This window comes from Actinoplanes italicus, from assembly GCF_003001815.1.
GTDB lineage: Bacteria > Actinomycetota > Actinomycetes > Mycobacteriales > Micromonosporaceae > Actinoplanes > Actinoplanes italicus.
Map to the genome: position 1 here is coordinate 24,416 of NZ_PVMZ01000026.1, position 24,835 is coordinate 49,250.

Sequence of the window (24,835 nt, forward strand, 5' to 3'; positions counted from 1 at the left end):
CCAGATCACGACGGCCGTCCGGGGCCGAGGAGGGCAGGAACCGGCACACCGCGCTCGGTCAGCAGGCGAGCCAGTGTCGCGGCGCCCGGCCCGAGGCCGCTATCGCGGTGCCAGGCCGGCATCACGGTGGCCAGACGCTGCTCACCGGAGGGCACCAGGACACTGATCGACTCCAAGGTGCGGCCTTCGCCCGTACGCCGGACCTGAAGAACCACCTGGAGCGCGGCGACCACCTGGGCGTGCAACGCCGCTCGCGGCAGGCCGCCCAGCAGACCGAGCGCCTCCAGCCGGGCCGGCACGTCACCGGGCGCGTTGGCGTGCAGCGTCCCGGCACCGCCGTCGTGGCCGGTGTTCAGCGCGCCGAGCAGGTCGACGATCTCGGCGCCCCGGCACTCGCCGATGACCAGGCGGTCGGGCCGCATCCGCAGCGCCTGCCGCACCAGGTCGCTGAGGCCGATGGCGCCGGCTCCCTCCACATTGGCGGTACGTGCTTGAAGTGCCACCACGTGCGGGTGCACCGGCCGCAGTTCGGCCGCGTCCTCGACGAGCACGATCCGCTCGTCCGGCGGCACGAGCCCGAGCAGGGTCGCCAGCAGGGTGGTCTTGCCGCTGCCGGTACCGCCGGTGACCAGGTACGCGAGTCTCGCCGCCACGACCGCGGCCAGCACCGCAGCGGCCGCCATCGGCACCGTTCCGTGCCCGACGAGGTCGTCGAGGGTGAACGGCCGCTGCCGGAACGTCCGCAGGGACAGGTAGGGCCCGGTCGTGGCGACCGGCGGCAGCACCGCGTGCAGACGGGTGCCGTCCGGCAGCCGGGCGTCGGCGTAAGGCTGCCCGTCGTCGAGCCGCCGCCCGCAGGCCGCGACCAGTCGCTGGGCGAGCCTCCGGACCTCGGCGGCGTCGCTGAACCGGATCGATGTCCGTTCCAGCCCGGAGCCCCGGTCGACCCAGACCTGCAGGTTGTTCACGAGCACATCGGTCACGGCCGGATCGGCGAGCAGCGGGGCGAGCGGCCCGGCACCGATCAGTTCGTCCCGGACGCGGCCGGCGATCCGGAGCACGGCCGTGTCGCCGAGCACGGCGTTCTCCCGGCGGACGGCGCTGACGACGGCGGCCGGGGTCGCCTCCATCCCGTCGTACGCGAACCGCCTGCGCACCCGATCGGCGACCGTCACGCCACGGCCGCCTTCGAGCCCGTACCCATGAGGTCTTCGACCAGCCGGCGGCAGAGGACGGCGAGCGCGCCCTTGCCGTCGGCGGTCGGCGCCGTCCCGCGTTCGATCCCCTGGCAGACCGCCGTCTCGGGCCGCAGTGTCCCGGCGAGCGGCAGCCCCAGCGCCCGCGCGATCTCGCGGGCACGGAGCTTGCCGGGCGCCGGACCGCGCACCACGACGGCGATGTTCTCGCAGTGTGCCGCCACGGTGGCCGCGGTCCGTGCGGCCGACGCGGTGGCCCGCAGCTCGGCCGGGACGACGAGCAGTGTCCGTTCGGCGGCCTGCAGCGCGAGGACGGCCGCGTCGTCGAGTTGCCGCGGCAGGTCGGCGACGATGACGTCGCGACCCCTGCGGGCCGCGTCGAGGGTGGCGGCCATCGCCTCGATGGGTACGCCGGGCAGTTCGTCCCGGTCGAACGAGAGCAGCACCAGGTGACCGCGGTGCGGTAGCGCGCTGAGCAGGGTGGGCGGGTCGACGCGGCCGTCCGCGCCGGCCAGGGCGGGCCAGCGGAGTCCGCCGACCTGCTCCCAGCCGAGCACCAGGTCCAGGCCGCCGCCGAGCGGGTCGGCGTCGATGAGCAGCGTCCGATGACCGGTCCGGACCGCGGTGGTGGCCAGTCCGGCGGCGAGGATGCTGGCACCCGCGCCGCCACGGCCACCGATCACCGCCAGGGTCCGGCCGTCGCCGGCCGGGCCGGGCGGTTCGTCGGTGGTGAGCTGGTCGACGACCCACGGTTCGGCGTCGGGCAGGACGGCCACGTTCTCGGCACCGAGCAGGTCGGCGACGTTGAAGGCGGGGTCGGCGGCACCGGCGAACCCGATCAGGATCACCCGGTGCCGGCGCGGCAGCCGGGCCCGCAGGCAGGCGACGGCCTGGTCGGCGCCGATCAGAACGATCGGGGCGGTGGACCAGCGGGCCCGGGCGCCGGCCGGGTCCGGTGACACTTCGGCCTCGACACCGCTCACCGCGGCGAGGCGCAACAGTTCGTCGAGCAGGTCCGGGTCGGCGGTCACGATCAGGGGACGACGCGGGGCGGGCATCGCTGACCTCCAGCGGGGACGGCGGGTTGGGGCGCCTACCCTCGCCGGGCCGTTCCGGCCGCGACAAACCCCGGCCCGTCCGGGCTGTGGACAACGTGGATCGGTGGACAACCCGCCGTCCGCGGTGATGATCTGCTACGCGCAGGCATGTCCTTCGCGCGGTTGGGTATGTTGGGGAATCTGTTCAAGCGCTGGAGTCAGACATGGAGAGTTCGATTCGTACGACGCTCGCGGAGGACGGCACCGTCACCGTGACGGTGACGGGCGAGGTCGATTTCTCGAACTCCGAAGAGGTCGCCAGGGGTATCCACGACGCGGTCACCGACTGGTCACCGCCGGATGTCGAGGTCGACCTGCGTGATGCCACGTTCATCGACTCCACCGGGCTCGGTGCGCTGATCGAGGGTTACCGCTCGGCCACCGCGGCAGGCGTGGGTTTCCGGGTCGTCAATCCGAGTGACACGTTCCGCCGGGTGCTGACCGTGACCGGGCTCTCCGGCTTCTTCGGGCTGATCGATGCGGGCGAGACCCCCGCACGTGACGGCGAGCCGAGCCGGGCGACCGGAGCCTGAAAGGGAACGACCCCCGTCGGGGGGCGACGGGGGCCGTCCTGGGATTCGGCTCCGGGGGGGTCGAGCCGAATCGCTCGGCGACCGCGGGGGGCGCGATCACCGAGGCTTGAGCCCGGGGTCGAGACCCGGGGGCGAGGTAACTGGGTGAAGCGGGAACAACACACACCTCGTAACAAACACAAGTTTGCCTCAGGATCACGGTCCCCGTCGAGTACCGATTGTCACGTCGGTGGGCATCTTCTGCCCTCTGCCCGATTTCACAGCGCGTCACCGACGGGTGCGTCGGCCGCGCGGGGCAACCGTTGCGAGCGTGTTCCGGCTACACTTTCGGCCCGTGGGCCTGAGCGCCGCGTTTTTCGACCTCGACAAGACCGTCATCGCCAAGTCCAGCGCGCTGGCCTTCGGACGGCCGTTCTATCGGGATGGGCTGATCAGCCGCCGTGACGTGGTGAAAACCGCCTATGCCCAGTTGATGTTCAGGCTCGGCGGCGGCACCGATGAGCAATCGATGGCCCGGACCCGGGACTACATGGCCGCCCTCTGCAAGGGCTGGCGTGTGGAGCAGGTTCAGCAGATCGTCTCCGAGACGCTCAACGATCTGATCAACCCGTATGTCTACGCCGAGGCGGCCGCGCTGATCGCCGAGCACCAGGCGGCGGGCCGGGATGTGGTGCTGGTCTCAGCCTCCGGTGACGAGATGGTCCGCCCGATCGGGGCACTGCTCGGCATCACCGACGTCATCGCGACGCGGATGGCCATCGTCGACGGCCGTTACAGCGGTGCGGTGGAGTTCTACTCGGCCGGTCCGGCCAAGGTGACGGGTGTGCGCCGGCTCGCCGACGAGCGCGGTTACGACCTCAGCGAGTGCTACGCCTATTCGGACTCCAGCAGTGACCTTCCGCTGCTCGAGGCGGTGGGGCATCCGAGCGCGGTCAACCCGGACCGCACTCTGCGCCGGGTCGCCTCGCTGCGTTCCTGGCCGGTTCTCGAGTTCCGCCATCCGGTTCCGCTCGGCCGGCGACTCCGCGACCGCCCCGCGGTTCCGGTCGCCGCGGCGATCAGTGTGGGCGTCGGCGTCGCCATCGGTTTCGCGCTCTACGGCCGCCATCGGCGCACCCGCGCTGCGGTCGCCTGAGAACCTTCCCCATTTCGTACGGCTACGTGAGTGACGTGGCATCGAAGCGACGTCGCTGCGGCGTCCCGGCCCTGACGCCGCTTCCGGGCGTATGCGTCCCTCGTCGCAAAGACTGGACGTGGTACGCGCGTGCCCGTACATCGGAAGCGGTTGTTGTTTGGTCTGAGCTTTTCCCTTTCGGTCGCGTTTCCGCCGGAAATCTGGCGATCAAGCGAGCCGGGGCGTAGAAATGACTCGCGGGCCCGGAAACATCGGGCACCGTGCACGGCCACCGGGAACCCACGCGCGATCAGCCACGGCAGGCACGTTGCGACGGGACCTCCGCCCGAGAGGGCTATGGACCGTCGACAACGACCCAGGTGCACGCCTGATAACCCGGTACGGACGCGCACAGCCGGCGCCCCCGCGAGGGACGCCGGCTCTTCCACGTCTCAGGCCTTCTTCTCCCCCGCCGCCCGATGACGGTTGCGGATCTCCTGGTAGACGGCCCGGAACAGTTTGGGGCGGGCGTGGAAGTCGACGCCCTGCGCCCACAGCTCGGTCCCGACCGTGGCGCCGTCATTGCGTTCGATCACCACGGTCATGTCCCGTTGCAGCTCCCACCGCCCCAGCCGGTGGATGGTGTGGTGCAGGCGCACACCCGCGATGTCGCGCCAGCTCATGGTCCGGGACCTGACCAGGCCGCGTATCAGCACACCGTCGCGGCTGACGTAGACGCCGTGCTGGATGATCCGCCAGGCGCCGACCGCCCAGATCGCGGCGAGGCTGCCCGCGAGCGCGCGGACCCCGTGGCCGATCAGATCGAACTGGCGGATGGTGGCCCAGGCGAGGAACAGCAGCGCGGCCGCCTCCCAGGCGATCACGATCCAACGCCCGGTGCCGGGCGGATAGGGACGGACCCAGTACGAACCCACGCAGCAAAGTATGCCGGGGCTTAGACGGCTGCCAGTACTCCGTCGCCGATGACGGTGATTTCCTCGGCACCGGCCGTGATCGCCGCGGCGTAGTGACGCAGCCAGGACCGCACCCCGTCGGTGGTCCCGGTCGCGTAGGCGCCTGCCGACCCCACGTACTCCGGCTCTCTCGAACGGTGGCCGACCTCGACCGTGACCAGGCCGCGTGGGTCGAAACCGCGCCCGATGAGGGTGAGCCGGGCGGCGGCCCTGGCCACGACGCCGGACGGCCCGGCGAACGGCTGGAGTGTGAGCAGCTCGGCGTGCACGATCGCGGCGAGCAGCATCGGCGGGGTGGTCTCGTTGCCGGCGACGAGCCGGGCGAGGGCGTCGATCCGCTCGGCGCCGCCGGTGAGCCGGCCGAGGTCGTGGTCGTGGACGACGCCGCGAGCCGCGAGCACGTGCAGTTTCGCCAGCACCTGCCGGGGCGCACGGGACCAGAGGTCGACCAGGCCGGGCAGCGACTCGGCGACCCGGAGGGCGCCCTGCATGACCGGGTCGGTGACGGTGCCGCCGCGTACCTCCTCCAGCTCGTGGACGCTGCCTTCGAGAGCGGCGCTGGCGACGGCGGCGCGCAGGCTCGCCTCGGCCGCGACCTGACCACCGTGCCGGCGCAGGGCCCGGTGCCGGTGGGCGGCGTCGACGGCCTGCCGGGCGTCGGCGAAGGCGGGCGCGATGTCGGTGAGATCGAGCAGGGGTGCCAAGGGATCCACATGACCACGGTAGTGAACGCCGCCGGCGGTAAAACAGCGGAAACAAGGGCTGCACAAATGAGCTTGGAACTGGCAAGATTCGCGCAGTAGTGAGCATCAATGCACCAGTCGGCGCGCGCACGGCACCATCGGGCGCGAGCTGAGACGCAAACCTTCGTCGGGTCCTCCGGCGCAACTAGTGTGCAGTTGAAGAGATCCCGGTCACGGCAGAGGAGCCGCCCTCATGAGCGAGACATTGGAGAACCTGTCGTCGGAGACGCGGCAGTTCCCGCCGCCCGCCGACCTCGCGGCGAACGCGAACGTCAAGGCGGACGCCTACGAGGAGGCGGCCGCCGACCGGCTGGCCTTCTGGGCGAAGCAGGCCGAGCGGCTGGCCTGGGCCAAGCCGTGGGACCAGATCCTGGACTGGTCGAACCCGCCGTTCGCGAAGTGGTTCGTCGGCGGCGAGCTGAACATCGCCTACAACTGCGTGGACCGTCATGTCGAGGCCGGCAACGGCGACAAGGTGGCCATCCACTGGGAGGGCGAGCCGGGCGACACCCGCACGGTCACCTACTCGGACCTGCTGAAGCTGGTCAGCCAGGCCGCCAACACGCTCACCGACCTCGGCGTGACCGCCGGCGACCGCGTGATGATCTACATGCCGATGATCCCCGAGGCCGCGGTGGCGATGCTCGCGTGCGCCCGGATCGGCGCCACGCACAGCGTCGTGTTCGGCGGCTTCTCGGTGGACGCTCTGGCCACCCGGATCGACGACGCCGACGCCAAGGTGGTGATCACCGCGGACGGTGGCTACCGCCGGGGCAAGCCGTCGGCGCTCAAGCCGACCGTCGACGAGGCGGTGGCGCGGACCGGACGCATCGAGCATGTGCTGGTTGTCCGGCGTACCGGCCAGGAGGTCGAGTGGACCGACAAGGACAAGTGGTGGCACGAGACCGTCGAGCAGGCCAGCCCCACTCACGAGGCTCAGGCGTTCGACTCGGAGCACCCGCTCTTCATCCTCTACACCTCGGGCACGACCGGTAAGCCGAAGGGCATCCTGCACACCACCGGTGGCTACCTGACCCAGACGTCGTACACACATCACGCCGTGTTCGACCTCAAGGCCGACACCGACGTCTACTGGTGCACGGCCGACATCGGCTGGGTGACCGGGCACTCGTACATCGTTTACGGCCCACTCTCCAACGGCGCGACCCAGGTGATGTACGAGGGCACGCCGGACACCCCGGACCGCGGCCGGTTCTGGCAGATCGTCGACAAGTACAAGGTGTCGATCCTCTACACCGCACCGACGCTGATCCGCACCATGATGAAGTGGGGCGACGACATCCCCGCCAAGTACGACCTGTCGTCGCTGCGGGTCCTCGGCAGCGTGGGTGAGCCGATCAACCCGGAGGCGTGGATCTGGTATCGGGAGCACGTCGGCCGCGAGCGCACCCCGATCGTGGACACGTGGTGGCAGACCGAGACCGGCGCGATCATGATCTCGCCGCTGCCCGGCGTGACCGCTGCGAAGCCCGGCTCGGCGATGACCGCGCTCCCCGGCATCGGTGCCGACGTGATCGACGACCAGGCGCAGTCGGTGCCGAACGGCGGCGGCGGCTTCCTGGTGCTGACCGAGCCGTGGCCGTCGATGCTGCGCACCATCTGGGGTGACGACCAGCGCTTCATCGACACGTACTGGTCGCGGTTCGACGGGTACTACTTCGCCGGCGACGGCGCGAAGAAGGACGCGGACGGCGCGCTCTGGCTGCTCGGCCGGGTCGACGACGTCATGCTGGTCTCCGGCCATAACATCTCGACCACCGAGGTGGAGTCGGCGCTCGTCTCGCATCCGTCGGTGGCCGAGGCCGCGGTGGTCGGCGCGACCGACCCGACGACCGGGCAGGCGATCGTCGCGTTCACCATTCCGCGGGGCAATGTGGACACCGCGGGCGATGCGGGCGAAGCGCTCATCAAGGATCTGCGCAACCACGTGGCCAAGACGCTCGGTCCGATCGCCAAGCCGCGTCAGATCATGCTGGTCGCCGAACTGCCGAAGACCCGGTCCGGGAAGATCATGCGGCGACTGCTGCGTGACGTGGCGGAGAACCGGTCACTCGGTGACGTCACGACCCTTCAGGACTCAACGGTCATGGACCTCATCTCCTCCGGACTGAAGACGGCCAAGCCCGAAGACTGACAAAGATTAATAAAGGCTGGTGACACAATTGTGTCACCAGCCTTTTGTCTTATTTGCCGGTCTCCGTGTTATGACCGGACCATATCGAATAACCGTTGGCCATCAATATGCTTGGCGATCCCCGAACATCGTTTGGTTTGCATACGTTCACCTGAGTCCCGAACGACGGGACCGTTTCACGCCGGACGCCCGTACCCCAGTGATCCGGCTGGCGAAAGCGGAGGTAAACGTAGTGCGCAAGGTGGTCGCAGGACTACTCGGCGCCGTGGTCGTGACGAGTGTCGGGGCGATGGCTCCTACGTTCGCCGTGGCGGCGCCACCCTCGGACCCAGCCCCGGCGGCGCCGGCCAGCGAGTCCGCTCTGGTCGACGACCATGACCTGCCCAACCCTCTCGAGGAGAAGCGCCGCGCACTGCGCGAGCAGGCAGTCTCCGAGGTGGTCAGCGGTAAGGCCAAGGTCGAGACCGTGAACGGCAGCAAGGTCGTCAAACTGGGCAAGACCTACGGCAACGGCGGCTTCGGTCACCCGGGCAAGAACCAGTACGTCGAGCTCGCGCGCGAGAAGACCGACAAGATCTTCGTCATCCTGACCGAGTTCGGCAACGAGCGGCACCCGTCGTTCCCGGACCAGGACACGACGCCGCAGTTCGCCGGTCCCTCTACCTTCGAGGGCCCGCTGCACAACGCGATCCCGGAGCCGGACCGGTCGGTGGACAACTCCACCATCTGGCAGGCGGACTACTCGCCCGCCTACTTCAAGAAGCTGTACTTCGGCACCGGCAAGAACGTCGAGTCGGTCAAGACCTACTTCGAGGAGCAGTCGTCCGGCCGTTACAGCGTCGACGGCCAGGTCTCCGACTGGGTCAAGGTCAAGTACAACGAGGCACGGTACGGCCGGTCGAGCGACAACCCGACCGACGCCAACGGTGACGACCCCGCCGTCTGCGCGAGCAGCAACTGCACCAACGTGTGGGAGCTGGTCAAGGACGGCGTGAACCAGTGGTACGCGGACCAGCTTGCGTCCGGCAAGACCGAGGCCCAGGTCAACGCCGCGCTCAAGGAGTACGACGTCTACGACCGTTACGACTTCGACGGTGACGGCAACTTCAACGAGTCCGACGGCTACCTGGACCACTTCCAGATCGTCCACTCCGGCGGCGACCAGGCCGACGGCGACCCGTACCAGGGTGAGGACGCCATCTGGAGCCACCGCTGGTACGCGTTCGTCAACAGCGCCGGCGCGACCGGCCCGGCGAACAACAAGCTCGGTGGCGCCAAGGTCGGCAGCAGTGACCTGTGGGTCGGTGACTACACCGTCCAGCCCGAGAACGGCGGCCTGAGCGTCTTCGTTCACGAGTACGCCCACGACCTCGGTCTCCCGGACGACTACGACACCAGTGGTCTGGGCGACAACAACAGCGAGTACTGGACCCTCATGGCGCAGAGCCGTCTCAGCGCCAAGAACGACCAGGGCATCGGCACGCGTCCGGGCGACCTCGGCGCGTGGAACAAGCTTCAGCTCGGGTGGCTGAACTACGAGACCGTCAAGGCCGGCCAGAAGAAGGTCGTCAACCTCGGTCCGCAGGAGTACAACACCAAGAAGAAGCAGGCCCTCGTGGTCAACCTGCCGGACAAGCAGGTCACCTCGGATCTGGGTGCTCCGTTCGCCGGGACCAAGCAGTTCTTCTCCGGCAACGCCGACGACCTGAACGTCTCGCTCTCCAAGGCGATCGACCTCACCGGCAAGACGACCGCGGCCGTCTCGCTCAAGGGCCGCTACGGCATCGAGATCGACTACGACTACCTGTACGCCGAGGCCTCCACCGACGGTGGCGCCAACTGGACGAAGCTCGACGGCACCGCCGCCGGCGCTCCGTTCATCAAGGACGGCGCGGGCAACCCGGCGATCAGCGGCTCCACCGCCGGCGCCTGGGTCGACATCAACGTGCCGCTGAACGCGTACGCGGGTCAGAAGATCGACTTCCGCCTGCACTACGTCACCGACGGTGGCGTGTCCGAGGGTGGTGTCTTCGCCGACGAGCTGACCGTCACCGCTGACGGCGCGGTCGTCTCCACCGAGGGCGCCGAGGGCACCTCGACCTGGACCCTCGGCGGGTTCACGATCGTGGGCGCCACCAGCACCGCGAACTTCCCGAACTACTACATCGCCGGTTACCGCAGCTACACCGGGTACGACAAGTACCTGGCGACCGGCCCGTACAACTTCGGGTTCATGAACACCAAGCCGGACTGGGTGGAGCACTACAACTACCAGACCGGTCTGCTGATCTCCTACTGGGACACCTCGCAGGTGGACAACAACACCAACGAGCACCCCGGTGAGGGCCGCAACCTGTACGTCGACGCCCACCCGAAGCCGCTCCTGAACCCGACCGGGGTTCCGTGGCGCTCGCGGGTCCAGGTGTACGACGCCCCGTTCAGCTTCTACCCGACCGACGGAATGACGCTGCACCTCAACGGTGCGAAGTCGGTCATCAAGCCGCAGCTGGGCAACCCGGTCTTCAACGACAAGGGCAAGTACTTCTACGAGGAGCTGCCGAACCACGGCGTCAAGCTCCCCGCGGTCGGCGTCAAGATCGCGGTGCTGAGCCAGGTGGGCACCTCGATGAACGTGGCCGTGTACTGATCCACGCACGACACCAGGACGGCGCCCGGGGCAACCCGGGCGCCGTTCGCGTGTACGGAGTCTCGCTTGTACGGAACCTCGCGTGTACGGAACCTCGCGAGCACGGAACCGAACCGTCCAGCGATTCGTCCTATCTTCGACGCCTTACGCGGGAAGGATGGGCTTCATGCGCACTCGAACAACATTCCGGATCGGCCTGGCCGTGGTGGCCGGGACGGTGATCGCCGGTTGTGCGAACGGAGTGGAGTCACCCGCCTCGTCGCCCTCATCGGCTTCTCCCCCGCCCTCGATCACCACTTCGTCGTCCCCCTCACCGGAACGAACCACCGAGAGCAGCCCGGTGACACCGTCGGAGCGGCCGCTGCCGACCATCACACTGACCGACAAGCCGCCCAAGGAGCCCACCGACAAGCAGCCGTCCACCGGCTGGGTGGCCGGCATGGTCACTCGCGGGGGTACCGGTCCGTGCTACGGATTGATCGCCGACGACGGCAACAGGTACGCCCTCTACTCCACCGCCGGTATCGACCTGAAGCAGGGCGACCGGGTTAAGGTGCAGGTGGAGGCCACGCCGCTGCGGATCTACTGCGGCCCCGGCGACCTCATGGCGATGACCGATGCCGAGACCATCAAATGATCACGGTGCGGCTCCATTTCGCCACTGCCCGGCTTCATGTGTGACAGCGCGGCCTAGGCTGACGACATGGGCGGTCGGGTGGACGAGTCGTGCGTGCTGACGGAGGGACCGTGGAGCCACCGATTCGTCGGCGCCAACGGCAGCCGCTTCCACGTCGCTGAGGTCGGCACCGGCCCTCTCGTTCTCTTCCTGCACGGCTTTCCGGAGTTCTGGTGGGCCTGGCACGACATCATGCTGCGGGTCGCGGACGCGGGCTTCCGGGCCGCCGCAATGGACCTGCGTGGTTACGGAGCCAGCGACAAACCCCCTCGGGGGTACGACGGGTACACGATGGCCGCGGATGTCACCGGTCTGATCCGGGCGCTCGGCGAGCGTTCGGCGACCGTGGTCGGTGCCGGAGCGGGCGGCATGATCGGCTGGGCCGCCGCCTCGTTCCACCCGAAACTGGTGAACCGGCTGGTCGTGCTCGGGGCCGCGCATCCGTTGCGGTTGCGGGCGGCCCTCTTCGCCGACCCCCGGGGCCAGCTCGCCGCGTCGTCCACGGTGGCCCGCTTCCAGGTGCCGCGGTTCGAGCACGTACTGACCCGCGACGATGCCGCGATGGTCGGTGAACTGATGGCCCGGTGGAGCAGCCCGCGCTGGGCGGCCACACCGGAATTCGCCGAGTACTCCGCGCGCTGCCGGGAGGCCATGCAGATCCCGCAGGCCGCGTTCTGTGCGCTGGAGGCGTACCGCTGGGTGGCTCGCAGTGCGTTGCGCCTGCAGGGCTACCGCTTCGTCAAACTGATGCAGCCTCCGTCGAGTGTGCCGACTCTGCAGCTGCACGGCGCCCTGGACACCGCCGTGCTGCCCCGCACCGCACAGGGCTCCGGACGCTACGTGACCGCGCCGTACGAGTGGCGACTCATCCCGGACACCGGCCACTTCCTCCACCAGGAAGCGCCCGACGTGGTGACCGGCGAGATCCTGCGCTGGCTGAAGACGCCTTCCTGATCTTCGTCTTACCCTCACCTTAAGTGATCTTTAAAAGATCAACTTCGCTCCGGATCTGCCCTAATCTCACGATCTGTGGCGGTCACCTCCCTCCAGAATGTGACGCCGCGTAGCCGTCGTATTCCGCTGAACCCGTCCCTTCGCACCCACCCTCCCCATCGGATCCGACCGGCTGACATCCCCCACCTCCAGCCGATCACGATCTCCGGATGCCGGGGCCGGCCCTCGAAACCCCTTTCGCGGCGGCCGGCTCCGGCACCCGGCACAGTCGACTCGTCACTGGCGGAACGGTCCCCTGCACCCACCGCGAGCGACGACCGATCCGGCCGACACCGGCGCCCGGCGGCCATCCCTTTCTCTCCTCCAGGTCACCGGGCATCAGGACGGCCGACGGGCTCCCCGCTTCAGATGCGGGGAGCCCAACCTGTCTTCTGCCGTTTTCAGTCGACTCCCGTCGTTCCAGTCGACTCACGTCGTTCCAGCCGACTCACGTCGTTCCAGCCGACTCACGTCGTTGCGGCTGACTCTCGTCGTTGCGGCCGATTTTGCCTTCGCCTGCGCGGCTGGCTGCCTCCCTTGCGGTGGGCCTTCGGCTGCGCGGTGGCTTCCTAGCCCACGTCTGCGTCAGGTCCACGATCGTGCCGATTCCCCGGACGTGATGCCCACGCCCAACCGACCCGACCCGATCACCCAGCAGCACCCCACGCACCCCTCCCAGGCCGGCCCGATCACCCAGCGGTGTCCCACGCACCCTTCCCGGGCCGGGAAGCAGCCATATCACGGGGCCGGCCTCCGCAAACAGCCCACGATGATCGTCCAGCACCGGGAAAAGGCGGTCATCCCCCACGCAAGCCGACGACCACGACCACCCGACACCTGACGGCCCGCGAGCTGGCGTAGCCGAGTCACCTCAGGGCAGGGAAACCCAGACCCGAGATACGACTGACAGCCTCACACCCCGACTCGGAAGCGCGCCTACGAAACACGGCCTCGTTGCAGCCGACATTGCGTTCGCCCTCGCGGCCGACTACCAACCCTGCGGCGGCCTTCGCCTTTGCGGCCGGTCCGACTCGGATCAGATGCGGTGCTCGTAGCGGTCGCGAACCTCGTGGGCCGGAGCCCAGCCCTGGTAGACGCCGTAGTCGAACTCCTCGAGTCCCAGCTGACGGGCCACCGGGGCGCGGCCGCCGGTGTACTCCAGCCGCAGCCAGGAATCGGCCTCGGCCAGGACGATGAACGGCTCACCGCGCCAGGTGCACAGCGTGCGGACGTACGCCATCTCGTCGTACTCGTCGGGTTCGAGGACCCGGACGTAACGGCCCGGCTTCGTCTCCTGGAAGCCCTCGGCCGGGCTGGTGGCGTAGATGCGGACTTTGTCGCCGTCAGGGGCCGCGTCGTACTCCTGGCCCTGCCAGGTGACCACGTATCCGTCGCGCATCACTGCTCACCCACCCGGCGCCACTGGGGGCCGTCCGCGTCGAAGATCGCCATCATCCGCTCGTTGCCGTCCGCGTCGATGCTCCACAGCTGCGCGCCGTGCGGCAGCCGGACACTGTCCACCTTGAACTCGGCGATGACGTCGCGGCCCTCGCCGGGGGCGAAACCGTTGCCACGGAACGGAGGACGCTCGATCACCCAGCCGTCCATCGCGCGCAGCGCTTGCTCGTTCTGCCCGCCATAGGGGATCCGGTACAGGCTCGGCCGATACGCCGGCCAGCGCAGCACGAACGCCTCCTTGGCATCCGGCTGGAACGGCGACGAGTCGTAGTAGAGCCCGAGGGCACCGAACAGCTCGCCGGGAGTGCGCAGGTGCTCGACCTCGGAGGCGCGGTGCACGAAGCCGGCGACCCGGTCGTAACCCCGGTCCAGGTAGTAGTCGACCTGCTCCGCGGCGATCGTCTTCTGCATGACCGTGGCCTGCTGGGCCTCGTCGCTGGCGGGCTCGGGCGCCGGCACCGGGGCGGCTTCCGTCTCGGCCGGCGGTGCCTCCACCGGCTCGGAGCCGAGACCGGCCTCGGTGGCCCAGTTCGCCAGGGCGATGATCTGGGCGCCCGGGTACTTCGCGCCGACAGGCGTGCCCGGGTTCACCGCGAACGACCAGGTCGGGTCGGGCCAGTTGCGGATCAGCTCGTAGAAGCGGACCCCGACCGTCCGGGTGGGCTCGCCGAAGTGCTCGGAGAGCCGGTCCTTGCTGGTGAAGACGATGAGGTAACGCTCGCCTTCGAACTCTTCGGGCTGGAAGGCGAAGCCGGACTCGCCGGGCGCGCTCCCCGGACGGGAGTGGCTGGCGACCGGCACCATGACCTGCGCCAGCAGAAGCGTGGAGAGGAAGACGTCGTTGTTGCCGGTGTCGGCTGCGTCCTGAAGCTCGCGTTCGACGTCGTTGGCCGGGACGAACACCTCGGAGGCCGGCCCCCGCGAACCGGTGGCCGACCCGGAGACGCCGAGGTTGGTGGCACCGGCGGGGGTGTAACCGCCGGTCGCCACGGGCAGCGCCTGCGTCGCGAAGGCCGAGCCGCCGAGCGCCTGGGTCGCGTACGCCGACGCCGGGCTGCCCTGCGGGGGCAGGCCGTAGGACGTGCCCGCAGCGGGCGGCGCGGGAACGGCCGGTGCCGCGGACGACGTCGGAACGGCGGAACCGTAGCCCGGCCCGGCCGGGTAGGACGACGATCCGCGACCGGCACCGGAGGCGCCCGGGATCACCGGCGGCAGCAGATTGGTCATCGTCGTCGCGGCGGGCGAGTCGGCCTCGGGCCGCGGGGTGATCGACGGAGCCGGCCCGGACGGTCCGAACCGGTCGACGGCCTGTGGGGGCGCCGGACGGTCCCAGGCGGGCGGGGCCTGCTCGGAGGCCGGAGGCCGGGCGCCGAGCGCCTGGGCCGCGGCGGCCATAGAGGCGGGTCGCTCCGACGGCGGGGTGACCTGCCTGCGCGGCAGGGCACCGCCGGGCCCACCGGAACCACCGACGGCGGCCGGCGACCCGGAGCCGAGCGGCGGCGCGGCCGGCGAACCAGCGCCGTACGGTGACGCTGCCGACGATCCGGTGCCGTACGGGGGTGCGGATGACACCGGCGGCGCGGCCGGGCTGACCGGTTGCTGGCCCCCCGGTCCGGGGTAGCCGGATACCGCCGCGGGACCGCCGAAGCCGGGGCCTGCAGCCGAAGGCCCACCGAACCCGCCGTTCGAGGCCGGACCACCGGGCCCGGCACTCGGAGCGGACGACCCACCGCCGAAACCCGTACCCGAGGCAGGAGCACTCGACCCGGCGCTGGGAGCGGAAGCCCCGCCGTTGAAACCCGAACCCGATGCAGGACCAGCCGACCCGGCACTCAAAGTGGAAGGAGCGCCGTCGAAGCCGGTAGCCGAGGACGCTGGCGAGCCTGCGAAACCGGACACCGGAGCCGCGGATGAACCACCGAAACCGGAACCGGGCGCTGCGGGCGGGCCGCCGAAACCGGAACCGGGGGCGGAAGAGGTGCCGGCGAGACCGGACACCGGAGCCGCGGAGGGACCGCCCGTGGCAGTGGCCGCCGGGGAGGCCGGTCGGATCGGGGGCGGCGGCGTGGCGTTGCCACCGGTGTTCGCCGCATTGGTCGCGGCCGGCACGAAGCCCGCCATGCTGGACATCGATCCGCCACCGGTGGACTGGCCGGGCTGCCGTCGAGGCAGAGCACCACCGGAGCCAGAAGGCATGGCACCACCGGAAGCCGGAGGCAGGGCTCCGCCGGAGACCGGACCGGCCGGGGGGATGGGCGGAGCGGGCGGCGCACCGGCCGGTTTCGGGCTCTGCTTACCGGCCCAGTTCGGGTCGACCAGAGCCTCAGCCGGGTTGTACGGCGCGACGTGTTCCGGAACGGGCGGCGTGTTCGCCATCGGGGTGCGGACCGGCAACGGCGCCTTCAGGTCCTGGAGCGGACCGCGAGGGTCCTCCTCCGGACGGAACGGCACGACGGGCTTCTCCCACCCCGGAGTCGCCATCCCGGAGCCGATGTTGCCCCGGCTCGGCGGCAGGGGATGCGCGGCCGGAGCCGGCGGGGCGGCCGGGCTGCGCGGAACGTCGGCGGAAGGAACCGCCGGAGGAGCGTAGGCGGCCGGTGCCGGGGGCTGGTAAGCGCCGGGCACGGCCGGGGAGACGGGGGTCCGGACCGGCAGCCCGCTCGGCGAGGTGCCGCTCGGGGTGCGGATCGGCAGACCACCGGGGCCCATCGGCGGCGTGTTGCCGACCGGCGGGATCGGGGCCACCGCGGGCGCGACCGGAGACGCGGGCTGCGGAAGCGGCGGCGGGACCGCTGCCGGAGCCGGGGAGACAGACGGGCTCGCCGGGACCGGCGCGGAACCCGGGGCCGACGTGGCGCGTGGCCCACCGGCCGTGGCCTGGTCGTAGGTCGGTCCCCCGACACCGTTCTCGCCACCGGACCGGCTCGCCGCGAGGGCGGCCGCACCGAGCTCCTGGATCTTCGAGCCGGCGTGCGATTCACGACCGGGACCGCGGGTGGGCAGCCTCAGATCACCACGGGCCAGCTGAGCGACGAACCACGCCGGCAGATATCCCTCGATCGGCAGGCCTGGATTGACGGCCAGCCACCACTCGAGGTTGGGCCAGGTGTTGGCCAGCTCGGAATATGGCACACGGCGCGCCGAACCCGAATAGTCGGCAAGGCAGGCCTGTAGCGCGGCGTTCGACGTGAACGCCAGCACGTGGGTGCGACCGCCGGTGCTCCACGTGCCCCAGCCCATCGGCGCCGTGCCGGCCAGGACGTCGGCGGAGACCGGTAACAGAAGGTCGACACCGGCGAGAATGCGGAAGTAGGACTCCTGGTCGTCGGTGCGCAACGCATCGCGCATCGCAACCTCGGCGTCCGTAGCCGGTTCCCACTCGGACACGTCCACCTCTCCCCACGCGTGTCAACGAGCCAACTCAACGCGTATAACCTACAAGGTCAGGCCACAATCACAATGGGCGGCGGCATGCTGACCGTCAGGTTGGGCAGACTAAGCCACTGAGAAGGGGCCGTCCGGGCCCCGCGGGCAGGCACCGATAGCTCGATGTGATCACCCAACAACCGATGGTAACCGCGGGAACCGGCTAAGCCATTTACGCGAACGGGCGACCCGACTCGCGTATGCGACTACTGGAACCGCTGGGCCGCGGAGTGCTCGGTGTCCCGATAGTCGTCCGTCGACCGCTCGAGGGCCGATCCGATCTCCGTCAGGATGATCTGCAGATCGGCGGAGGCAGCCTGCCATTTGCGCTGACGGATGTTGTACGCCTCTTCAGCCTTGCCGGACCAGGTGCCCGACAGTTTCTTGCCCTCACCCTCGAGGTACTCGAGGTCGGCGGTGAGCTTGTTCACCGCCTTGGCGATGTCGACGCGGGCCTGGCCGAGCGCGTGGAAATTGACGAGCAGGTGACCGTCGTTCATGACTTCCTCCGGTGGGTCAGAGCGGCAGGGTGAAGTTGCCACCGGTCCGGCCGATGCTGGACGCGGCCTCGGTGTCGGAACGCTCGTAGCTCGCCCCGGAGGTGCGAATACCCTCGGCGGTCTCGGCGAGGGCCTCGTTGAGCCGCTTCAGGTCGTTCGCATAACGGATCTTTACGTCCTCGAACGCCCTGGCGCCCTGCCCCTTCCAGGTCCCGCTGAGCGCCGAGAGCTCATGCATCAACTGGCTCAGCATGCTCTGCAGCGAGCCGTTGATCCGATCGAACTCGTTGGCGGTACTCGCCATCTGTGCGGACTGGCTCTCAGTCAGCGACATCTGGGCGTCACCCCTTTCGCAATCTGATCCGTTGTGGACCACGCTTGCATCGACACGGGCCACTAGGTTAGCCGCTCACGATCGGACACGACGCCCGCCGCGAAACAACAGCGACGACGTTAGCCGCCTGACACGAGACACGTCTGCCCCGGACCTTCAACCTGTGGATAACCGTCCGGTCGGGCAGCCGGGCTGTGGATAACTGCCCTACGATGACCCGCGCATGTGGGTGAATGGATGCCCGGCGACGGAGAGGGGCGAATCGTGAGCATCGAGGTCGCCGTTCCGATGGCCGAGTCTCTGATCCGCCCGCGTCGCGGCGGCCGGCTGCTCGGCGCCCGCGCGGAGCAGATCGTCGCCACCCAGATCGCGGCCGTCCTGATCCTGGCCGGTCTGGCCATCGGTGGGCTGGCCATGGTGCCGGCCGTGATCGGCGCGGCCGGCCTGCTCGCGCTGACCTGGCTCCGGCTGCGCGGCCGGTGGGCCTTCGAGTGGCTCGGTGTCGCGGTCAGATACGCCGGCCGCCGACGGACCGCCGCTGTCACCAGTCCGACCGCCCTGCTGGCGTACGCGGCACCACGCGTCCGCCTGACGACCCTCGATCTGCCGGGTGGCACCGCCGCGGCCCTCGCCGACGACTCGGGCCTGACCGTTCTGATCGAGCTCGGCGATCCGGCCGACGAGACGTCACGGATCCCCTCGTTCGCGGCCCTGCTGCACGCCACCGGCCGCGATCAGGCGGTCGGCGACCAGCCACGACTGCGGGTCCAGCTCGTGCTCAGCGCGGTCTCCGCACCTACCGCACGGGGTGGCACCGGCCCGGCACAGAGCTCCTACCGCACCCTGGCCGAGGGCAGCTCGCTCGGCCACCTCCGCGCGCTGCTCGCACTGCGGGTGTCTCGGGCCGGCGGCTGGTCGGACGAGGAGCTTCACCGCAGCCTGGCCGGGCTGGCCCGCCGCCTCACCCGCCGCCTCGGGCCAGCGATGGCCCGTCCACTGGGTGACGTCGCCGCCCTGCGGGCAATCGCCGACCTGGCCAACGCCGACACGAGCGGCACCGACAGCGCACGGGAGAGCTGGTCCGGCCTGCGCCTGGGCGGTCTGCTGCAGGCGACCTTCCGGTGCCGGCCACCCTCCGGGACCGAGCTGAGCAGCAATCTGATCACCCGGATCCTGCACCTGCCGGCGGCCGCCACCACGGTGTCCCTGACCGCGGAGGGCCTGTTCGTCCGGCTCGCCGCCCCCGACGCTCCCGGGCTGGAGACCGCCGTCCGGGCACTACGCAGCCAGCTCTCCACCGACCGGATCCGGGTCAGTCGGCAGGACGGCGCTCAACTGCCGAGCCTCGCCGCGACGCTGCCGCTGGGTGCTCAGGCGGTGGACGGCCGGGCCATCGGTGCTCCGGAGCTACCACTCAGCCCAGCCGGTCTGATGATCGGCCGCAATCAGAGCGGCGGTCCGGTTCTGATCCGCCTGTTCCGGCCGGAGCCAACACGGGCGCTGCTGGTCGGTGGCCTGCCAGGGGCGCAGCTGCTGGTGTTCCGCGCGATGGCGATCGGTGCCCGGGTCCTGGTCCGGACCACCAGGCCGCACGCGTGGGAGCCGTTCGTCCGGGGCGCGGCCAACCCGGGTGAGGCGATCACGATCCTGCCACCGGGGCGGCCGTTCGACGCCCCGGCCGGTTCGGTACGGCAGCCCACCCTCACGGTACTCGACACCGGTTCGGCGCCGAGTGGTCCGGAGCCTGCCCGGGACGCGGGCTGGCAGACGACGCTGGTGGTCCGGGACGAGTTCGGCGCCTCTGATCTGCCGCACGCCACCGAGGCCGACGTGGTGGTGCTGCAGCGGCTGACGTCGGCCGAGGCGGCGCTGCTCGGCGGCACGCTGGGGCTGGGCGAGACCTCGTCGTACTTCCCACGGATGCGCACCGACATGGTCGCGGTGATCAACCGGCGGGCGGTCCGCTGGGCGGTGTTCTCCCAGACCCCGATCGAGCAGAGCCTGATCGGCGAGCCGGTCCGTCGCTGAGCAAATTCCACCCGAGCAAAGCCCGACGCGGCCTGAGCAAAGCCCGACACGCGGCCCGAGCAAAGGCGGACACGCGGCCCGAGCAAAGGTGCGTGTGTCCCGAGCAAAAGGCGGATGGGCCACCCAAGCAAAGGGCGGCGTACGGCACAGCCGGAATCGGGCGGCCGGTCCAAGCGGAGGCCCGGCGGCCAGCCCGAGCAACAACTGGACGGGCGACCTGAGCCAAGGCCGGACAGCCCGGGCGGGCGGGAGCGGAACCCGTGACTTGATCCTTAACTCCGGCATAGATCTCACAAAGATCGCGGGGTGTCGTTTCCACTGGTGGACGGGCCATGGCACCATTCCCGGCCATGGGCATCCTCATCCGGCTGGTGATCACGGCCGTTTCGCTGTGGATCGCGACTCTGGTCATCGACGGCATCGATCTGACCGCCGAGTCCACCACGACCAAGGTGGGCACGCTGCTCGCCGTCGCGGTGATCTTCGGGCTGGTCAACGCGGTTCTGCGGCCGATCATCAAGACCATCGGCTGCGGTCTGTACGTGTTCACGCTCGGCTTGGTCGCGATTCTGGTCAACGGCCTGCTCCTGCTCCTGACGAGCTGGATCGCCGACAAGCTGGACCTGGCGTTTCACGTGGACGGCGTCCTGCCGGCGGTTCTCGGCGCGCTGCTCGTCGGCATCGTGAGCTGGCTGCTGAACATGCTGGTCCCCGACAACGACTGACAGCGTCCCGACAACGACTGACCGCGTCTCGGCAACGACTGACCGCGTCTCGGCAACGACTGACAGCGTCTCGGCAACGACTGACAGCGCCCCGACACCGGCTGACGGTGTCCCGGCAACCGGTGGACGGTGTCCCGGCAACCGCTGACAGCGTTACGACGACGACTGACACGCTGTGAATGCAGGCCAGTGAGGCGGAATTGGCCTCGTGACCTGCTTCATATTCGCAAGGACCGGATCACGCTCACCCCCTTACCGTAGGGGCATGAGCGACGAGCGGCGCGGGTACGTGTACGGCCTCACGGCGTACGTCATGTGGGGTTTCTTCCCCATCTACTTCAAGCACCTGCGCCCGTCCCCGCCGCTCGAGATCCTGGCGCACCGCGTCGTCTGGTCGGTCGTCTTCGTGGCCCTGCTACTGGCCGTGGCCCGCAACTGGCGATTTCTGGGACGCCTCGTCCGTACGCCCAGGCTGCTCGGTGGCGTTTCTCTAGCCGCGCTGCTGATTGCGATCAACTGGGGCACCTACATCTACGGGGTGAACTCGTCTCGGGTCGTGGAGACGGCGCTCGGCTACTTCATCACCCCGCTGCTCGTCATCGTGCTCGGTGTGACAGTGCTGGGTGAACGGCTCCGCCCGCTGCAGTGGACGGCCGTCGGGATCGGCGGTCTGGCCGTGGCGATCCTGACCATCGACTACGGACGTCTGCCGTACATCGCTCTGATCCTGGCGGCATCGTTCGGCTGCTACGGCCTGATCAAGAAGCGGATGTCCCTGCCGCCGGCGGAGGGCCTGTTCGTCGAGTCGGCTGTGCTCCTGCTGCCCGCGCTGGCGTTCCTGACCTGGCTCAACCTGACCGGTGGCGCCGAGTTCGGCCACGTCTCGGTGCTGCACACGGTGCTGATGCTGATCGCCGGCGTGCTGACCGCGATCCCGTTGCTGCTGTTCGCCGGTGCCGCCAACCGGGTGCCGCTGGCCGGTCTCGGCATCCTGCAGTACGTGGCCCCGATCCTGCAGCTGGCCGTCGGTCTGCTCATCTACCACGAGCCGATGCCGCCGGCCCGTCTCGCCGGTTTCGGCCTGGTCTGGCTGGCTCTGATCGTCTTCACCGCCGACGGCATCCGCAGCGCCCGAGCCTCGGCCCGGATCCGCGCGGCGGCGGTCACGGCTTAGGCCGCATCCCGCTGTTCGATCGGCCAGCTGTGCCTCGCGCACCCTTCCCGGGCCGGGAAGGGTGCGCGAGGCACAGCCAGCCTCAAACCGGCCAGGATGATCGTCCAGCACAGCAATGTCGCGGTTGTCGAGACCTGACGCACCCACGCGCGCCTGATGCCGGGATCAGCCACGACCTCACGCACACCCCGGTCGAGAAGATCTGGCCGAGCCACGAAATGGCACTAAGAATCCCCAGGGCTGAGATGCGGCCGGCGGAGTCTCTAGCTCGGCGGCTCGTAGACGAGCATCACCTTGTCGTCGGAGCGGACGAGTTCGAGCCGCGACAGGCTGCCCTCGGTGAAGTGTGTGGCGGCCGGCAGCAGGAACTGCTTGCCCGGCTGCGCCAGCCATGACCCGAGCTGCTCGGTCTGTTCGTCGGGGCCGTAGGCGACCAGCCGGAAGGTGTACGGCTTGGCCGTCGGCGAGTAGCTGCACTCCATCTCGACCCGGCTACCGGCTCCGGTGCTGGTGATCCGGACGGTGGCCGAGATCGGCGATCCTGGGTCGATCCGCGTCATGGCGACCGCGGGCCCGGGTGGTGGCGCGGTCGTCTCACCCGCGGTCAACCCCCAGTACGCCAGCCCGCCTCCGATGGCCAGGAACAGCACGAGCGCCGCGATCGAGCTGACGATCCGGATCGGGCGGGCCCGCACCTTCTTCAGGGATGGCGCGTGCGCCGGCCGTGACAGCGACGACAGACTGGGGTCGAGCAGTTTGGCGAACTCGTCCGCGTCGAGCCGGTCGAGCATGTCCGGCACGAGCGCCAGATCGGCCACCGCCTCACGACAGAACGAGCATGTAGCCAGGTGTCGTTCGTACGCGGCCCGCTCTATCGGCGACAGCGCGCCGAGGACGTAGGCGGCGTCGTCGTGCCCGTCCTCGCATCGCATCCGTACCGCCTCCAACCGGGTTGCTGCTCCCGGTCTGTGTTACGCGGCATCGGGCTCTAAGGTTCAACGAATCATTAAAGCCCCACGTCAAGCCGTGGCGGCCTGGATCCGGAGAGCGACCACCCCGTTCAGGCGGTCGCCGACTCCCCTCCGGACAGGGCTTCCGCCACGTTCCGGGCGGCTGCGGTGAGCTTGGCCCGGACCACTCGTGCCGAGGTCAGCATCTCTGCGGCCGGCATGGAGCAGGCGAGAACGAGGCGTCTTTCCATGTCCCGGTCGGCGACGACGACCACGGCGGCGGACGCCAGGCCCTGCCGGAACTGTCCCATCTCGATCTGCATGCCGCGCCGCTCGCCGGCGGCCAGATCGGCCTCGAGCGCCTCGGGTGTGGTCAGGGTGGCGGGGGTGAAGGCCCGCATCCCGTAGTCGCGTAGATAGCGTGACCGCTGGTCGGGAGTGAGGGTGGCGAGCAGCGCCTTGCCGAGCGCGGTGGCGTGTCCGCCCTCGTCGAAACCGGGCGCCACGTCGTCCATGAACGGGGACCGGGCGCCCTCGGCGGACGCGGTGACGGCTATCCGGCCACCGACGAACCGGCCCAGGTAATGGCTGTATCCACTGTCGACGGCCGCCCGGCGCAGCGCCTCACCGACCGCGGGCGGGCCGCGGAATGCCGAGACCAGTTCGCGATACCGATCGGCGATCTCGAGCCCGACGATGTACGTGCCGTCCTCACGACGGATCACGTAGCCCTCGTAGGCGAGGGTCCGGACGAGGTGATAGGTCGTCGCGACGGTCAACTCGCATCTGCGGGCGATCTGCTTCACGGTCAGCCCGCGTGGAGCCCGGCCCACGGACTCCAGCACACGCAGGGCACGCGACACGCTCCGGATGAGATCTGACGGCTCCGCTAGGGGGTCACGCACAGCTACCTCCGAGGCCAGGGACTTACACCATATGAACAATCGGCCTCGGAAGGAATGCCAAACGGAAGTGGATCACGATCGATTTACACAGCGCGTGTGATCAATGGGACTGTCCGCATCGAGACGAGAGTGAGCAAGCCCACACAACATCGACTCCACCAGCGCAAACGCCTGAAGCGCGTACCACGGTGGAGTTTGGTTCGATATCCGTCTTCCCGGTGCTCAGCCTGTGCGGTCGGCGATGAAGTCGCAGAGCGCCTCCATCGTCCGCCGCGCCTCGCCGGTGGGCAGCTGCGCCAGACGGGCCCGGGCATCCTCGGCGTACGACCGCACGGTCTCGCGGGCCCGCTTGAGCGCCGCCGACTCCCGCAGCAACGTCAGCGCCTCGGCGTGCAGGTCGTCGTCGGTGATCGGGCCGGCCGACAGCAGCTCACGCAGCCGGACCGCGGAGGCGTCGGTGTCGTCGCCGGACAGCGCGTAGAGCACCGGCAGCGTCGGGATGCCCTCACGCAGATCGGTGCCGGGGGTCTTGCCGGATTGCACTGACTCGCTCGCGATGTCCAGAAGGTCGTCGGAGAGCTGGAAGGCGATGCCGATCGCCTCGCCGTAACCCGCCAGCGCCTCCACGAACTCGGGCCGGGCGCCGGAGAAGAGACCGCCGAACCGGGCCGCCGTCGCGATCAGCGAGGCCGTCTTCTCGGTGATGACGTGCAGGTGGTGCTCGATCGGATCGGTGCCGCGCGGGCCGACCGTCTCGGCGATCTGACCGTGCACCAGCCGCGCGAAAGTCTGCGCCTGCAGGTGTACCGCCTCGGTGCCGAGCGTCGCGGCCAGATCGGCGGCCTGGGCGAAGAGGTAGTCGCCGACCAGGATGGCCACCGAGTTGCCCCAGCGTGCGTTCGCACTCGGCGCCCCACGCCGGACCAGGGCCTCGTCCATGACGTCGTCGTGGTAGAGGGTCGCCAGGTGGGTCAGCTCGACCACGTTCGCCGCGTCGACGACCTGGGGCGACGACGGATCCCCGAACTGTGCCCCGAGCGCGACGAGCAGCGGCCGGAACCGCTTGCCCCCTGCGTCGGCCAGATGCCGGGCGGCCTCGGCCACCAGAGGATCGGCGCTGGCCACATGTCCGCGGAGGGCAACCTCCACGGCGGCCAGCGTCGCAGACACCGACTCGTCCATCGCGGGATCGACGTCGAGGCCCAGC

20 protein-coding genes are annotated in these 24,835 nt (G+C 69.7%); 9 read left to right on the forward strand and 11 right to left on the reverse strand.

Translation table 11 applies throughout. The annotated features are described in order from the left end of the window. Window positions 1-5 precede the first annotated feature (5 nt). Together CLV67_RS42510 and ssd are read right to left on the reverse strand one after the other, a co-directional pair. Window positions 6-1,175 (reverse strand): TadA family conjugal transfer-associated ATPase, encoded by a 1,170-nt coding sequence (locus tag CLV67_RS42510; RefSeq protein WP_106329151.1) that lies wholly within the window; start codon window positions 1,173-1,175, stop codon window positions 6-8. After that, entirely contained in the window at window positions 1,172-2,227 is a 1,056-nt protein-coding gene (ssd, locus tag CLV67_RS42515) for a septum site-determining protein Ssd (RefSeq protein WP_203737670.1), read from the reverse strand. The genes CLV67_RS42510 and ssd overlap by 4 nt, the downstream gene beginning before the upstream one ends. Window positions 2,228-2,457: 230 nt before the next feature. Between ssd and CLV67_RS42520 the strand changes: the two genes are divergently transcribed. Together CLV67_RS42520 and CLV67_RS42525 are read left to right on the forward strand one after the other, a co-directional pair. Next, complete coding sequence (locus tag CLV67_RS42520; protein ID WP_106329154.1) at window positions 2,458-2,826, forward strand: STAS domain-containing protein; 369 nt, start codon at window positions 2,458-2,460, stop codon at window positions 2,824-2,826. Window positions 2,827-3,160: 334 nt separating this feature from the next. Next, on the forward strand, window positions 3,161-3,961 hold the full coding sequence (locus tag CLV67_RS42525; RefSeq protein WP_106329156.1) for an HAD family hydrolase: 801 nt from the start codon (window positions 3,161-3,163) through the stop codon (window positions 3,959-3,961). Between the two features lie 431 nt (window positions 3,962-4,392). Here CLV67_RS42525 and CLV67_RS42530 read toward each other — a convergent pair whose 3' ends face one another. Both CLV67_RS42530 and CLV67_RS42535 read right to left on the reverse strand, forming a co-directional pair. After that, entirely contained in the window at window positions 4,393-4,875 is a 483-nt protein-coding gene (locus tag CLV67_RS42530; RefSeq protein ID WP_106329158.1) for a PH domain-containing protein, read from the reverse strand. A gap of 20 nt (window positions 4,876-4,895) precedes the next feature. Next, window positions 4,896-5,627 carry a Fic family protein gene (locus tag CLV67_RS42535; RefSeq protein WP_106329160.1) on the reverse strand — a complete coding sequence of 244 codons (732 nt, stop codon included), beginning with the start codon at window positions 5,625-5,627 and terminating at the stop codon, window positions 4,896-4,898. Window positions 5,628-5,850: 223 nt separating this feature from the next. Here CLV67_RS42535 and acs point away from each other — a divergent pair, with 223 nt between their 5' ends. From acs to CLV67_RS42555, 4 genes are all read left to right on the forward strand, one after another. Beyond that, on the forward strand, window positions 5,851-7,812 hold the full coding sequence (gene acs, locus CLV67_RS42540) for an acetate--CoA ligase (protein ID WP_106329161.1): 1,962 nt from the start codon (window positions 5,851-5,853) through the stop codon (window positions 7,810-7,812). 289 nt (window positions 7,813-8,101) lie between these two features. Then, on the forward strand, window positions 8,102-10,459 hold the full coding sequence (locus CLV67_RS42545) for an immune inhibitor A domain-containing protein (protein ID WP_106329328.1): 2,358 nt from the start codon (window positions 8,102-8,104) through the stop codon (window positions 10,457-10,459). 166 nt (window positions 10,460-10,625) lie between these two features. Next, the gene (locus CLV67_RS42550; RefSeq protein ID WP_106329163.1) at window positions 10,626-11,096 is read left to right on the forward strand and encodes a hypothetical protein; all 471 of its coding nucleotides are present in this window, start codon (window positions 10,626-10,628) and stop codon (window positions 11,094-11,096) included. A gap of 66 nt (window positions 11,097-11,162) precedes the next feature. Beyond that, a complete protein-coding gene (locus tag CLV67_RS42555) occupies window positions 11,163-12,089 on the forward strand; it encodes an alpha/beta fold hydrolase (protein ID WP_106329165.1) in 927 nt (308 codons plus the stop codon). 1,075 nt (window positions 12,090-13,164) lie between these two features. Here CLV67_RS42555 and CLV67_RS42560 read toward each other — a convergent pair. The 4 genes from CLV67_RS42560 to CLV67_RS42580 all read right to left on the reverse strand — a co-directional run bounded on the left by CLV67_RS42560 (window position 13,165) and on the right by CLV67_RS42580 (window position 17,846). Then, entirely contained in the window at window positions 13,165-13,530 is a 366-nt protein-coding gene (locus CLV67_RS42560) for a hypothetical protein (protein ID WP_106329168.1), read from the reverse strand. Then, window positions 13,527-16,973, reverse strand: coding sequence for an SseB family protein (locus CLV67_RS53940; RefSeq protein WP_239166814.1), 3,447 nt, complete (start codon window positions 16,971-16,973; stop codon window positions 13,527-13,529). Before CLV67_RS53940 ends, CLV67_RS42560 begins: the two co-directional genes overlap by 4 nt. 245 nt (window positions 16,974-17,218) lie before the next feature. Next, entirely contained in the window at window positions 17,219-17,512 is a 294-nt protein-coding gene (locus CLV67_RS42575) for a WXG100 family type VII secretion target (RefSeq protein ID WP_106329170.1), read from the reverse strand. Between the two features lie 16 nt (window positions 17,513-17,528). Then, entirely contained in the window at window positions 17,529-17,846 is a 318-nt protein-coding gene (locus CLV67_RS42580) for a WXG100 family type VII secretion target (RefSeq protein WP_106329172.1), read from the reverse strand. Between the two features lie 264 nt (window positions 17,847-18,110). Here CLV67_RS42580 and CLV67_RS42585 point away from each other — a divergent pair, with 264 nt between their 5' ends. The 3 genes from CLV67_RS42585 (at window position 18,111) to rarD (ending at window position 21,773) form a co-directional block, all read left to right on the forward strand. Next, the gene (locus tag CLV67_RS42585) at window positions 18,111-19,874 is read left to right on the forward strand and encodes a type VII secretion protein EccE (RefSeq protein WP_146169516.1); all 1,764 of its coding nucleotides are present in this window, start codon (window positions 18,111-18,113) and stop codon (window positions 19,872-19,874) included. A gap of 350 nt (window positions 19,875-20,224) precedes the next feature. Continuing rightward, on the forward strand, window positions 20,225-20,599 hold the full coding sequence (locus CLV67_RS42590) for a phage holin family protein (protein ID WP_106329176.1): 375 nt from the start codon (window positions 20,225-20,227) through the stop codon (window positions 20,597-20,599). Window positions 20,600-20,864: 265 nt separating this feature from the next. Then, window positions 20,865-21,773 carry an EamA family transporter RarD gene (gene rarD, locus CLV67_RS42595; RefSeq protein ID WP_106329178.1) on the forward strand — a complete coding sequence of 303 codons (909 nt, stop codon included), beginning with the start codon at window positions 20,865-20,867 and terminating at the stop codon, window positions 21,771-21,773. Between the two features lie 263 nt (window positions 21,774-22,036). On the opposite strand, the gene CLV67_RS42600 is transcribed toward rarD, so the two are convergent. The 3 genes from CLV67_RS42600 to CLV67_RS42610 all read right to left on the reverse strand — a co-directional run bounded on the left by CLV67_RS42600 (window position 22,037) and on the right by CLV67_RS42610 (window position 24,810). After that, entirely contained in the window at window positions 22,037-22,705 is a 669-nt protein-coding gene (locus CLV67_RS42600; protein ID WP_106329180.1) for an anti-sigma factor family protein, read from the reverse strand. Between the two features lie 128 nt (window positions 22,706-22,833). Then, window positions 22,834-23,628 (reverse strand): IclR family transcriptional regulator, encoded by a 795-nt coding sequence (locus CLV67_RS42605; protein ID WP_043522768.1) that lies wholly within the window; start codon window positions 23,626-23,628, stop codon window positions 22,834-22,836. A gap of 222 nt (window positions 23,629-23,850) precedes the next feature. Then, on the reverse strand, window positions 23,851-24,810 hold the full coding sequence (locus tag CLV67_RS42610) for a polyprenyl synthetase family protein (protein WP_239166820.1): 960 nt from the start codon (window positions 24,808-24,810) through the stop codon (window positions 23,851-23,853). Window positions 24,811-24,835: the final 25 nt, after the last annotated feature.

Excerpts from the sequence above, each read along its gene's own strand:
- CLV67_RS42520 (WP_106329154.1), top strand. The coding sequence starts at position 2,458 with ATGGAGAGTTCGATTCGTACGACGCTCGCGGAGGACGGCACCGTCACC.
- acs (WP_106329161.1), top strand. The coding sequence starts at position 5,851 with ATGAGCGAGACATTGGAGAACCTGTCGTCGGAGACGCGGCAGTTCCCG.
- CLV67_RS42545 (WP_106329328.1), top strand. The coding sequence starts at position 8,102 with ATGGCTCCTACGTTCGCCGTGGCGGCGCCACCCTCGGACCCAGCCCCG.
- CLV67_RS42550 (WP_106329163.1), top strand. The coding sequence starts at position 10,626 with ATGCGCACTCGAACAACATTCCGGATCGGCCTGGCCGTGGTGGCCGGG.
- CLV67_RS42555 (WP_106329165.1), top strand. The coding sequence starts at position 11,163 with ATGGGCGGTCGGGTGGACGAGTCGTGCGTGCTGACGGAGGGACCGTGG.
- CLV67_RS42575 (WP_106329170.1), bottom strand. The coding sequence starts at position 17,512 with ATGAACGACGGTCACCTGCTCGTCAATTTCCACGCGCTCGGCCAGGCC.
- CLV67_RS42580 (WP_106329172.1), bottom strand. The coding sequence starts at position 17,846 with ATGTCGCTGACTGAGAGCCAGTCCGCACAGATGGCGAGTACCGCCAAC.
- CLV67_RS42590 (WP_106329176.1), top strand. The coding sequence starts at position 20,225 with ATGGGCATCCTCATCCGGCTGGTGATCACGGCCGTTTCGCTGTGGATC.
- rarD (WP_106329178.1), top strand. The coding sequence starts at position 20,865 with ATGAGCGACGAGCGGCGCGGGTACGTGTACGGCCTCACGGCGTACGTC.
- CLV67_RS42600 (WP_106329180.1), bottom strand. The coding sequence starts at position 22,705 with ATGCGATGCGAGGACGGGCACGACGACGCCGCCTACGTCCTCGGCGCG.
- CLV67_RS42610 (WP_239166820.1), bottom strand. The coding sequence starts at position 24,810 with ATGGACGAGTCGGTGTCTGCGACGCTGGCCGCCGTGGAGGTTGCCCTC.